General features: G+C 32.4%; 9 protein-coding genes. 7 read left to right on the top strand and 2 right to left on the bottom strand.

All coding sequences use genetic code 11. The features are described 5' to 3' along the window. Positions 1–58: 58 nt before the first annotated feature. Positions 59–1,459: a dihydrolipoyl dehydrogenase gene (gene lpdA / locus AC0L3M_RS05340; protein WP_473432104.1), complete on the top strand. Its 1,401-nt coding sequence runs from the start codon at positions 59–61 to the stop codon at positions 1,457–1,459. A 147-nt stretch (positions 1,460–1,606) separates the two neighbouring features. Next, positions 1,607–2,098: a nuclear transport factor 2 family protein gene (locus tag AC0L3M_RS05335; protein WP_473432103.1), complete on the top strand. Its 492-nt coding sequence runs from the start codon at positions 1,607–1,609 to the stop codon at positions 2,096–2,098. Positions 2,099–2,149: 51 nt separating this feature from the next. On the opposite strand, the gene AC0L3M_RS05330 is transcribed toward AC0L3M_RS05335, so the two are convergent. Together AC0L3M_RS05330 and AC0L3M_RS05325 are read right to left on the bottom strand one after the other, a co-directional pair. Further along, positions 2,150–3,499, bottom strand: a complete 1,350-nt coding sequence (locus AC0L3M_RS05330; RefSeq protein ID WP_473432102.1) for a DEAD/DEAH box helicase — start codon at positions 3,497–3,499, stop codon at positions 2,150–2,152. A 42-nt stretch (positions 3,500–3,541) separates the two neighbouring features. Continuing rightward, the gene (locus tag AC0L3M_RS05325; RefSeq protein ID WP_473432101.1) at positions 3,542–4,453 is read right to left on the bottom strand and encodes an aldose 1-epimerase family protein; all 912 of its coding nucleotides are present in this window, start codon (positions 4,451–4,453) and stop codon (positions 3,542–3,544) included. 57 nt (positions 4,454–4,510) lie between these two features. Here AC0L3M_RS05325 and AC0L3M_RS05320 point away from each other — a divergent pair, with 57 nt between their 5' ends. The 5 genes from AC0L3M_RS05320 (at position 4,511) to AC0L3M_RS05300 (ending at position 12,868) form a co-directional block, all read left to right on the top strand. Further along, the gene (locus AC0L3M_RS05320; protein WP_473432100.1) at positions 4,511–5,812 is read left to right on the top strand and encodes an anthranilate synthase component I family protein; all 1,302 of its coding nucleotides are present in this window, start codon (positions 4,511–4,513) and stop codon (positions 5,810–5,812) included. A 22-nt stretch (positions 5,813–5,834) separates the two neighbouring features. Next, positions 5,835–7,160, top strand: a complete 1,326-nt coding sequence (gene tilS, locus AC0L3M_RS05315) for a tRNA lysidine(34) synthetase TilS (protein WP_473432099.1) — start codon at positions 5,835–5,837, stop codon at positions 7,158–7,160. After that, the gene (locus tag AC0L3M_RS05310; RefSeq protein ID WP_473432098.1) at positions 7,160–9,565 is read left to right on the top strand and encodes a protein-disulfide reductase DsbD family protein; all 2,406 of its coding nucleotides are present in this window, start codon (positions 7,160–7,162) and stop codon (positions 9,563–9,565) included. Before tilS ends, AC0L3M_RS05310 begins: the two co-directional genes overlap by 1 nt. A gap of 55 nt (positions 9,566–9,620) precedes the next feature. Beyond that, on the top strand, positions 9,621–11,243 hold the full coding sequence (ade, locus tag AC0L3M_RS05305) for an adenine deaminase (RefSeq protein ID WP_473432097.1): 1,623 nt from the start codon (positions 9,621–9,623) through the stop codon (positions 11,241–11,243). Positions 11,244–11,908: 665 nt separating this feature from the next. After that, positions 11,909–12,868 carry a YheT family hydrolase gene (locus AC0L3M_RS05300; RefSeq protein WP_473432096.1) on the top strand — a complete coding sequence of 320 codons (960 nt, stop codon included), beginning with the start codon at positions 11,909–11,911 and terminating at the stop codon, positions 12,866–12,868. Position 12,869: the final 1 nt, after the last annotated feature.

The following is a 12,869-nucleotide window of genomic DNA, read 5'->3' as shown; positions in this document are numbered from 1 at the left end:
ACTTTTGTTTTAAATTATAACAATTATTAATTTCCGCGAAAGCGAAAAAACAAAATATATGAGTCAATACGACGTAGCAATTATCGGTTCAGGTCCTGGTGGATATGTAGCAGCAATACGTTGCGCACAATTAGGAATGAAAACTGCAATTATTGAAAAATATTCTACTTTAGGTGGAACATGTTTAAATGTAGGATGTATACCAAGTAAAGCACTATTAGCCTCTTCGCATCATTATGAAGAAGCAACTAAGCACTTTGAAGATCATGGGATCGAAATTCCGGGAGATATTAAAGTGAATTTAGAAAAAATGATTGGTCGTAAGCAAGCAGTTGTAGATCAAACTACTGGTGGAATTGATTTTTTAATGAAGAAAAACAACATCGACGTTTTTACAGGTGTTGGTAGTTTTAAAGATGCTACTCATATTGTTATTGAAGGTGAAGAAACAACTACAATCGAAGCAAAAAATACCATTATTGCAACAGGTAGTAAGCCATCAAGTTTACCATTTATAACTTTGGATAAAGAGCGTATTATTACTTCTACTGAAGCTTTAAAACTTAAAGAAATCCCTAAGCACATGATTGTGATTGGTGGTGGTGTTATTGGTTTAGAGTTAGGTCAAGTTTACAGACGTTTAGGTGCAGAGGTTACTGTTATCGAGTATATGGACAGAATTATTCCAGGAATGGATGGAGCTTTATCTAAAGAGTTGAATAAAGTCTTTAAAAAGGCTAAGTTTAACATGATGTTATCTCACAAAGTACAGTCAGTAGAGCGTGTTGGAGATGAAGTAATCGTAAAAGCAGAAAACAAAAAAGGAGAAGTTGTTGAGTTTAAAGGAGACTATTGTTTAGTATCTGTTGGACGTAAACCTTATACAGACGGTTTAAATGCTGAAGCTGCTGGAGTTAAATTAACAGACAGAGGTCAAGTAGAAGTTAATGACCACTTGCAAACTAATATATCTAACATTTACGCTATTGGAGATGTTGTAAAAGGTGCAATGTTAGCACATAAAGCAGAGGAAGAAGGTGTTTTTGTAGCTGAAACTTTAGCAGGTCAAAAACCACATATAGATTATAACTTAATTCCTGGTGTGGTTTACACATGGCCAGAAGTTGCTGCTGTTGGAAAAACAGAAGAAGAGTTAAAAGAAGCAGGTGCAGATTACAAAGTGGGTCAATTTCCGTTTAGAGCGTTAGGTCGTGCTAGAGCAGGAGGTGATATAGACGGATTTGTTAAAATTCTTGCAGATAAAAAGACAGACGAAGTATTAGGTGTACACATGATTGGTGCACGTTGTGCAGATTTAATTGCAGAAGCAGTAGTTGCTATGGAATTTAGAGCATCTGCCGAAGATATTTCACGTATGTCACATGCACATCCAACATTTGCAGAAGCGGTAAAAGAAGCTGCTTTAGCTGCAACGGATGATCGTGCTTTACACGTTTAAAAATTAAATTAATATTCCGCTTTCGCGGAAATAAAAAAAGCGAACCTAATAGGTTCGCTTTTTTTTGTTAAAACTGTAACATATAATTATTTGCAATCTCTTTATTAAGTAATTAATCAAGTAATGCCTAACCAATAACAATTAATCATGAAAATTAGCATAACTAAAAGTCTTATTTATTTACTATTATTAGGAGTAATAAGTTCCTGCAAAATTAAAACCGTTATAAAAGTAGACAACGTAAAGCCTCAGGAGATTGTAAATAAAACCTTGTATAATACAATTTTAGAGCAAGATCGTATTTATTTTGAAGCTTATAATACATGTGATTTAATCTTACAAAATAAAATGATTCCTGAAAATTTGGAATTTTATCATGATAATGGTGGTTTAATGACTTCTAAATCAGATTATATGGAAGGCTTAAAAAATAATATTTGTGGTAAAGTAACTAGACAATTGGTAACGGGAAGTGTTGAGGTATATCCAATTAATAATTTTGGAGCAGTGCAAATAGGTATGCATACATTTTATAATAATCAAGAACCTAATGCCATATCCAAGCCTAGTAAGTTTATAGTGATATGGAAAAAAGAAGCAAATATATGGCAAATGAGTCGTGTGGTTAGTTTACATTAAAATTTGGAAACTTATTTAAATAAAAAAAGCGAGCTAAATAGCTCGCTTTTTTTATTTTTTATTACGTTTATTGTAATTTTTATCACCTCTTGTTTTTGGCTTTTTATACTTGGCAGCAATTTTAAATTTATAACTACCACCTAAATTTTCTTTACTATTTTTTTCTGATTTTTCATGAAAAGCAGGTCCAGGTGCATCAATGTCTTTACGTTTGGTTGGATTGTTGCGTTCTTTAATTACAGTACGTTCTTCTTCAATCAACTCAGTAGAAATTTCAACTTCCTCTGGAATTTGTAATTCCGGAATGTCCATTTGCATTAGACTTTCAATTTTTTCAAGACTGTCTTGTTCTTTTTCGGTACTAAAAACAACTGCTTGTCCTTCGCGTTCTGCACGACCTGTTCTACCAATTCTGTGCATGTAGTTTTCAGGATAGTCTGGTGTATCAAAGTTAAAAACGTGTGTTACGTTATCAATATCTAATCCACGTGCCATTACATCAGTAGCAACTAAAACACGATTTATACCTTCTCTAAATTGCTCGATACTACGTAGTCTGTAGTTTTGCGTTTTGTTTGAGTGGATAACACATAACTCTTCTTTAAAAAACTCGTCTAAAGCTTCAAAAAGTCTATCTGCCATACGTTTATTAGATACAAAAACTAATACTTTATTATACGTTTCAGCATCTTGTAATAAGTGTACTAATAAATTAAGTTTAGTGTAATAATTAGGGACACTATATTTTGTTTGTGCTATGTTTTCTAGTGGAGTACCAGAAATAGCAATAGATACTTTTTGTGGTGCTTTAAAAAAGTCAGTAATTAATTCGTCAACATCTTCTGTCATTGTTGCAGAAAACATAATGTTTTGTCTACGTTCTGGAAGGATATCAAAAATATTAATTAACTGATGTCTAAACCCTAAGTCTAACATAACATCAACTTCGTCAATAACTAAACGCTCTAAAGATTTAAGTTGTAATACACGACTAACTGCTAAATCATACAATCGTCCAGGCGTTGCAACAATAATATCTTGACCTTGCGCAACTGCTTGTTTTTGTGTGTTAATGTTGGTTCCTCCATAAACACCAAGCACACGCGTGTTTATGTATTTTGCTAATTTTTCAATCTCATCAACAACTTGCACTACTAATTCTCTAGTAGGTACTAAAATTAAAACACGAGGATTATCTTGCTTAGAAAATTTTAGGTTTTTAAGTATTGGTAACATATAGGCAAAAGTTTTACCAGTACCAGTTTGTGCAATACCAACCATATCTTTACCACTTGCAACTACATTAAAAGCTTCTGCTTGTATTGGAGTTGGTTGTGTAAACCCTAGGTCGTCAATTGCGTTATATAAAGGGGTATTTAAATTTAAATCTCTAAAGCTCAAAACGTGTTATTTTAGCCTACAAAATTACCACTATTATTTTGTTTACCCTAAATGATGCTCATGTATTTGTATACTGTAGCTTGCATTAAAGGTTTCATTTTGTGGTAATTTAATAATACCTTCTTTTTCGATTAGTTTTTGTAATGTGTTTTCAGCGTCAGCAATACCTAACCAAGGTTCTATACAAACATAAGGTGCGTTTGGTTTAGCCCAAATACCCAAATAATTAAAGTCTTTATAGGTTACATTTAGTATTTCGCCATGAGTTTTACTCACTAAAGCCACTTTTCTGGATTGTAAATCTTTAAAAATAAGCGCATCTTTATTAAATAAATCTGGTTTTAAATTGATGCTGTTTTTAGTATTAAAAACTGGCTTTGTTTGATTGGTAACTAAACCATTATCCATATTTAATACATAGGTTTGGGCTGTTTCTTCGTTTTCAAAAACCAAACTGTAATCAGTATAATTTTCATTGTTATAAACAGGACATTTAAAAGCAGGATGTCCACCAATACTAAAATAGATTGTTTTATTATCTAAGTTTTTAACGGTGTGTTTGATATCTAAAGTGTTGTTTTTTAAAGTGTAAGTGATTAAAAATTCAAACTTAAAAGGAAACTGTTTCAATAAGGCTTCATTATAAATTAAGCTAAAAGTTAAGCTATTGTTGGTTTGCTTTACTAATTTTATATCGTCATTATGCCTTACAAATCCATGCTTTGGCATGTTGTAGGTTTTACCTTCAAAAGTGTATTGGTCATTTTTTAATGCTCCAATTATTGGAAATAAGTTTGGTGCAAAACTTCCCCAAATGTCAGGATCTGCATGCCACATAAATTGATTGTCATTTTTTACGGAAGCAATTTCGCATAATTCTGCGCCTTTAGGTTTAACCGAAATTTTTAATACGTTATTTGTTAACTGAAACATCTGTCTTATATTTAATCTCATGACTAAAATACTCGTTTTTTTAACATTTCTGTTTAACTTTACGCAACATTTTACTTCGTGAGAACAACTACTATACATAAACTAACTAACCCTGAGGACTTCAAACAAAATTTATTGTCTTGGAGCCAACAATTTGACGATGTCGTTTGGCTGGATTCTAATAACTATCAACAACAATATTCAAGTTATGATGCAGTATTGGCTGTAGACGCTTTTACAGGAATCCAAACCGATTATCATAACGCTTTTGAGCAATTTAAAGAGTATCAGTCGCTTACTAACGATTGGGTTTTTGGTTATTTATCATACGATTTAAAAAATGATGTCGAGCCTTTAAAATCTGCTAATTATGATGGTTTAGGATTTCCTGAATTATATTTTTTTCAACCTAAAAAAATCTTTTTATTTAAAGGAGACACTGTGGAACTGCAGTATTTAAAAATGGTTGATGATGAAGTGGAAACCGATTTAAATGAAATAAATAGTTACAAGGACGACGAAAGAAACAATTTTTCGATTGAAAACGACCCTATTAAAATAAAACTCAGAATACATAAAGAGGCGTATTTTGATAAGATTAAAACCATGTTAAGTCACATACACAGAGGTGATATTTACGAGGCTAATTTTTGTCAAGAGTTTTATGCAGAGGACACCGTTATAAACCCGTTAGAGATTTACAATAAACTTAATGCCATTTCAAAACCACCATTTGCGACGTTTTTAAAGCTAAATGATAAATACTTATTGTCTGCGTCACCAGAGCGTTACATTAAAAAAGAGGATACTAAAATTATATCGCAGCCTATTAAAGGGACTGCAAAACGTGAGGATGATTTTATATTAGATTCTATTTTAAAAAACAATTTAGTATCGGATCAAAAGGAACGTAGCGAAAACGTAATGATTGTCGATTTGGTGCGTAATGACTTATCGCAAACCGCAACAAAAGGGAGCGTAAAAGTTGAAGAATTATGCAAGATTTACACCTTTGATCAAGTACATCAAATGATATCTACAGTAACCTCTCAGGTAGATAAAAACACACATCCAATAGATATTATTAAAAGTACGTTTCCTATGGGAAGTATGACTGGAGCACCAAAAATTTCGGCAATGAAAATTATTGAAAATTTAGAAGAAACCAAACGCGGTTTATACTCTGGTGCAGTCGGCTATATTTCGCCAACAGGCGACTTTGACTTTAATGTCGTAATCCGTAGTATTTTATACAATGCCAGTAATAAATACGTGTCATACTCGGTTGGAGGTGCCATTACTGCAAAATCTGATCCTTTAAACGAATATGAAGAATGTTTGCTTAAAGCCAAAGCTATGAGGACGGTTTTAGAGAGTTAAATAGAAATCTTTACATTTATACATGCAAGAACACTTCCAGAATCACATAAACAACACGCTTCCTTTTCTTAGAAGCAGCAAACTATTGCTTGCTATTTCAGGAGGTTTGGATAGTGTTATTTTAACGCATTTGTGTAAAACATCTGGTTTAGATATTACATTGGCGCATTGTAATTTTAATTTAAGAGGTATTGAAAGTGATGGTGACCAAAAATTTGTTGTGGATTTAGCCGATAGCTTGGAATTAGAAGTATTTACTGAAAGTTTTGATACTAAGGCTTACGCCAAAAGTAATAAGGAATCCATCCAAATGGCAGCAAGAACATTGCGTTATGATTGGTTTCAGGATTTAGCTGAGAATCTAGATTTTGACTACATTTTAACTGCCCATCACGCAGATGATAATTTAGAAACGTTTTTAATTAACTTGACTCGCGGAACAGGTTTAGAAGGTTTAAAAGGTATTCCGGAAATAAATGATAATATTGTTAGACCATTGTTGCCATTTTCTAGAGAAACTATCGAAGATTTTGCGGTGTCAAATCAGATACTTTGGAGAGAAGATAGTAGTAACGCATCTACAAAATACCTACGTAACAAGTTAAGACATGATGTTATTCCGGTTTTAAAAGAATTAAATAATAATGTTTTAACCAATTTTAAAAACACATTAAATAATCTTAATGATACAGCAGATATTGTTGAAGAAAGTGTGCAAGCGGTTTTAAAACGAGCAATTATCGATATTGATGATATTCAGGTTAGTTATAAAATATCAGAGTTTATTAAAGTCAGTAATCCTAAAGCTTATTTATATGAAGTTTTTAAAGATTACGGATTTACACAATGGACAGATATTGTTAATTTGTTGACCGCACAAAGTGGGAAGCAAGTGTTTTCTGCAACACATCAATTACTTAAAAATAGAGAGACTTTAATTTTAAGTGAATTAAAAACGAAGGAGGATCTACATCAAAATGAAGGGTCTGTTATAATCAATAATTTGGAAACCGAAGTAAATGTTTTGTCAGGTGTTTTATCTTTTGAAACAGTAACAAATATTGATAAATCTGATGCATCTACCGTGTTTATTGATAAAGAAACGTTAAAATTACCATTAACTGTAAGACATTGGCAAGAAGGAGACTATTTTTACCCTTTAGGCATGCTAGGTAAAAAGAAGTTAAGCAAATATTTTAAAGACCAAAAGTTATCGATATTAGAAAAACAGAAGGTCTTATTATTGTGCAGCCAAGATAAAATTGTTTGGGTTATTAATCATCGTGCGGACGATAGATTTAAGGTAACCAATCAAACTAAATCAATACTAAAAATTAAATTATCATAATGAAGCATATAACCGCTTTTATACTATTTTTTATCACTATTTTAAGTGTTAATGCACAGGTTTTAAAACCAGTAAAATGGAGTAACGAAGTTCAGAAAATATCCGATCAAGAGTATGTTTTAGTGTATACAGCAAGTATTAAGGAGCATTGGCATTTATATTCTCAACATTTAGACGAAGGTGGTGCGTTACCAACCGAGTTTGTTTACGATTCTGTAAATAAAACCAATAATTATGAATTGATTGGAAAAGCGTTTGAAAGCGAATCTATAACGCAATTTGATAAGGTGTTCCAAATGGATTTAACCTTTTTTGATGGCGAAGCAACTTTTGCTCAAAAAATCAAATTATTAAATCCAGAGCAAAAAACAATTAAAAGTGAGGTTGCTTATCAAGCATGCGATGACTCAAAATGCATTTATGAGTTTGAAGAAGTTGTTTTTAATATTGCTGAAGCCAAGCCAATATCAGAAACAGTTAACGCATTAATATCTACGGAAAACATTTTTAGTCCAACATCTAAAATATTTGATCCTGTAAGTTGGAAAACAGGAGTCAAAAAACTAAATGACACGCAATATGAATTAACATATACTGCTGTTTTAGATCCAAAATGGCATATTTATTCTCAGGATAATAAAGAGCCAATGGGTCCAATACCTACTGAGATTACATTTAAAAATGAAAATAAAGATTTTAAATTAATAGGTGATTTAAAAGAATCTGAAACGGTTGAAAAGTTTGAAAACGCTTTTCAAATGAATGTAAAATACTTTGAAAAACAAGCAGTTTTTACTCAAATAATTGAAGTGTTAAATCCAACGTTAAACACTATTCAAGCCGAAGCGTATTATCAAGCTTGCGATGACGAAAAATGTTTGGCTCCTGCTTTTATAGATTTAGATATTAATTTAAACGGTTTAGCCACAGAGGACACTAAAGCAACTAATAATAATGATGATGAAAGTAATGACAACAAAGGACTATGGAGTATCTTTTTTATAGCGTTCTTATCAGGATTTGCAGCGTTGTTAACACCATGCGTGTTTCCTATGATACCAATGACAGTTAGTTTTTTTACAAAGCAAAGTAAAAGCAAGGCGTCAGGTATTAAAAATGCTATAATTTATGGGTTATGTATTATAGCTATCTATTTACTTTTAGGTACAGCGGTTACAGCTATTTTTGGTGCAGATGCTTTAAATGCATTAGCAACTAATGTTTGGTTTAACCTTATCTTTTTTGGATTATTAGTTGTATTTGCGTTTTCGTTTTTAGGTGCATTTGAGATTATGCTACCAAATTCTTGGGCAAATAAAGTAGACTCGCAAGCTAATAGAGGAGGTTTTATTGGTATCTTTTTTATGGCATTAGCTTTAGCAATCGTTTCTTTTTCATGCACAGGACCAATTGTTGGTACATTATTGGTGGAGGCAGCCTCTAAAGGTGGTATTGCACCAATTATAGGTATGCTTGGCTTTTCTTCCGCTATAGCGTTACCATTTACATTATTTGCAGCGTTTCCAGGATGGTTAAACTCGTTACCAAAATCAGGAGGTTGGTTAAATACTGTTAAAGTCGTTTTAGGATTTTTAGAGTTAGCTTTAGCATTCAAATTTTTATCACAAGCAGACCTAGTATTGCAATTACATTTGCTAGAGCGTGAAGTATTTATAGCTATTTGGATTGCTATTTTTGGGACTTTAGCCTTGTACCTTTTCGGAAAAATACAATTACCACATGATTCGCCTTTACCACATATTTCAGTTGGTAGATTAAGTCTTGGATTGATTGTTTTAACGTTTACAATTTATATGATTCCTGGACTTTGGGGAGCACCTTTAAACCTAATTAGTGCTTTTCCACCACCATTAGATTATAGTGAGTCGCCTTACGGAGTAGGTAACTCAAAAGGAGAACGCAATGCTAGTAACACTCATGATGATTTACCAGAAGGTGCGCATTTATTAGCACCACATGACATATTAGCATTTAATGATTATGATTTAGGTTTAGCGTATGCTAAAAAAGTGAATAAGCCAGTTATGTTAGATTTTACAGGTTGGGCTTGTGTTAATTGTCGAAAAATGGAACAAAACGTTTGGCCAAAAGGGAATATTTTAAATGTCCTAAAAAATGACGTGGTTTTAATCTCATTATATGTTGATGATAAAAGAGAATTAGAAGCAGATGAAATTGTAGACTCTAAATTAAGACCAGGTAAAAAACTTAAGTATATTGGTCAAAAGTGGAGCGAATTTCAAACCATTAAATACAAATCTAATACACAACCCTATTATGTGTTAATGGGTCACAACGAAGAGAATTTAAATACTCCAGTTGCTTATACTCCAGATTCCGACACCTATTACAATTGGTTAAAAGAAGGAATTAATAATTTTTAATTGAATAAAACTATCCTGCAATTGCAGGATTTTTTTTACTGTTATATAGTACAACATGAAAACAATACAAGGACAAATAGTAGACATACAAAACAAACTTATTTTTAGTGGAGAAATCACTGTGGATTCAGGTAAAATACAATCTATCACAGAAAAAGAACACGATGTAAAACATTATATTTTACCAGGTTTTGTAGACGCGCATATACATATTGAAAGTTCGATGTTAGTACCATCAGAGTTTGCTAAAATAGCAGTTAAACATGGAACTATTGCTACGGTTAGTGATCCTCATGAAATTGCCAATGTATTAGGTGTCGCAGGTGTCGAGTTTATGATTAAAAATGGTAAAAAAACACCCTTTAAATTCAATTTTGGAGCACCAAGTTGTGTGCCAGCAACTACTTTTGAGTCGGCTGGAGCAGTTATAGATTCGGATGACATTAAAACCCTAATGGCTAATCCAGATATTAAATATCTAGCCGAAATGATGAACTATCCTGGCGTACTGTTTGATGACGAGGAAGTACTAAAAAAAATAGCTTGGGCAAAACATTATAACAAACCCGTAGATGGTCACGCACCTGGTTTAAGAGGTGATGATGTTACTAAATATATCAATGCAGGAATTAGCACAGATCACGAGTGTTTTACCTATGACGAGGCGTTAGAAAAGCTTCAAAAGGGAATGAAAATCTTGATTAGAGAAGGTAGTGCAGCCAAAAACTTTGAGGCTTTAATATATTTATTACCTGAGCATTATCAAAATATGATGTTTTGTAGTGACGATAAGCATCCTGACGATTTATTATTAAATCATATAAATGCACTTTGTGCTAGAGCAGTAGCAAAAGATATGGATGTTTTTAAAGTGTTACAGGCAGCGTGTATCAATCCTGTAAAACACTATAATTTAGATGTTGGATTACTACAAAAAAATGATGATGCCGATTTTATTATTGTCGAAGATTTAAAAGACTTTAAAACATTACAAACGTATATAAATGGTGAGTTAGTGTTTGATAACGGAACGTCTTTAATTAAGCACGTTGCATTTAAAAATTTGAATAATTTTGATACTAAGAATAAAACGGTTGAAGACTTTAAAGTCGAAAGTACAGCCAAAAAAATACGAGTAATTGAAGCTTTAGAAGGGCAATTAGTAACTAATCAATTAATTGAAGAAGCAACAATCCAAAACGGAAACTTAGTATCAAACACAACTACTGACGTGCTAAAAATGACAGTAGTTAACCGTTACAAAAATGATGAGCCATCGTTAGCATTTATTAAAAATTTCGGTTTAAAAGAAGGTGCAATTGCAAGTTCTGTTGGACATGATTCTCATAATATAATTGCGGTTGGTGTTAGCGACGAAGCCATTTGCAAAGCAGTTAATTTAATTATTAAAAACAAAGGTGGGATTTGTGCAGTTTCTGATACAGATCAAAAAATAGTATCGCTTCCTGTTGCCGGAATTATGAGCGATAAAAATGCAGAAACTATTGGTCACGCTTACGCGGAATTGGATGCGTTTGCTAAACAATTAGGTACAACATTAAATGCGCCTTACATGACCTTATCTTTTATGGCTTTATTAGTAATTCCTTCATTAAAATTGAGTGATAAAGGCTTGTTTGATGGCGGAAAGTTTGAGTTTACTAGTTTAGAGGTTTAGTGTTTTATAGTCGTTTAACAATTGTCATTTTGAGCGCAGCCGAAAAATTTGAGATTTCAGGTTTTGTAGCATTCTGATTACGCTCAATGTGACAGTTTAAAAACAAGTATTGCTTTAGTAGCTAAATAGTTGTCATTTTGAGCGCAGTCGAAAAACTTGTAACCTTTGGTTTTGTAGCATTCTGATTACGCTCAATGTGACAGTTTAAAAATAGTATTGCTTTAGTAGCTAAATAGTTGTCATTTTGAGTGCAGTCGAAAAATTTGAGATCTTTGGATTTGTAGCATTTCGACTGCGCTCAATGTGACAGTTTAAAAATAAGTATTGCTTTAATAGCTAAATAGTTGTTATTTTGAGCGCAGTTGAAAAACTTGTAACCTTTGGTTTTGTAGCATTCTGATTACGCTCAATGTGACAGTTTAGAAATAAGTATTGCTTGAGTAGCTAAATAGTTGTCATTTTGAGCGCAGTCGAAAAACTTGTAACCTTTGGTTTTGTAGCATTCTGATTACGCTCAATGTGACAGTTTAAAAACAAGTATTACTTTAGTAGCTAAATAGTTGTCATTTTGAGCGCAGTCGAAAAACTTGAGATTTCAGGTTTTATAGCATTTCGACTGTGCTCAATGTGACGTTTTTTTTAATAGAATCAATAAACAACAATAAATGCCAATCCTAAAATCCACATATAAACCCAAATTTATCTTCAGAAATGGACATATTTCTACTATTTATTCTGGTGTAATGCGCAAGGTAGAAGGCGTAACTCAAAAACGAGAACGCATTACTTTACCAGATCAAGATTTTATAGATTTAGATTGGAGTTTCGCAAACAAAAAAACCAACAAATTACTAATTATTTTGCATGGCTTAGAAGGTAATGCACAACGCCATTATATGCTAGGATCAGCTAAAATAGCTAATCAAAATAATATGGATGCGGTTTGCGTCAATTTTAGAGGATGTAGTGGAGAGGTAAACAAAACCTTTCAATCGTATCACTCAGGTAAGACAGACGACTTAGCTTCAGTCATAAAACATATTACGACTCAGTTTAATTATGACACCATTTATCTAAACGGATTTAGCTTAGGTGGTAATGTTATTTTAAAGTATTTAGGTGAAACATCTGATTTGCCAAAACAAATTAAAGCAGCAGTAACAGTATCAGTTCCTGTGTATTTAAGAGGGTCTTTAGAGCAGTTAATGTCCTCTAAAAACTATGTGTATTCTAAGAAGTTTCTAAGAAATTTAAGAACTAAATTAATAGAGAAACAACACTTATTTCCGCAGAAAATTAACAATCAAGATTTAAGTGCTGTCAAAACTTTAAAAGATTTTGACGATGTGTATACTTCAAAAGCGCACGGTTTTAAAGATGCTTATGATTATTACGAGCAAGCAAGTAGTCTACAATATTTAAAAAATATTGCGATCCCGACGTTATTAATAAATGCTCAAAACGATTCTTTTTTGTCAAAGGAATGTTACCCAATTAATGAAGCCGAGCAAAACGCTAATTTTTATTTAGAAATGCCTAAATATGGTGGGCATGTTGGTTTTTATGATGAACAAAATACCTATTATTCGGAAAAACGAATGCTTCAGTTTATTACTAATTTATAGT

The organism is Olleya sp. KJ81-1 (genome assembly GCF_055808135.1).
The sequence above is the reverse complement of the archived record's forward strand: the minus strand, read 5'-3'. Positions and strand labels throughout refer to the sequence as shown.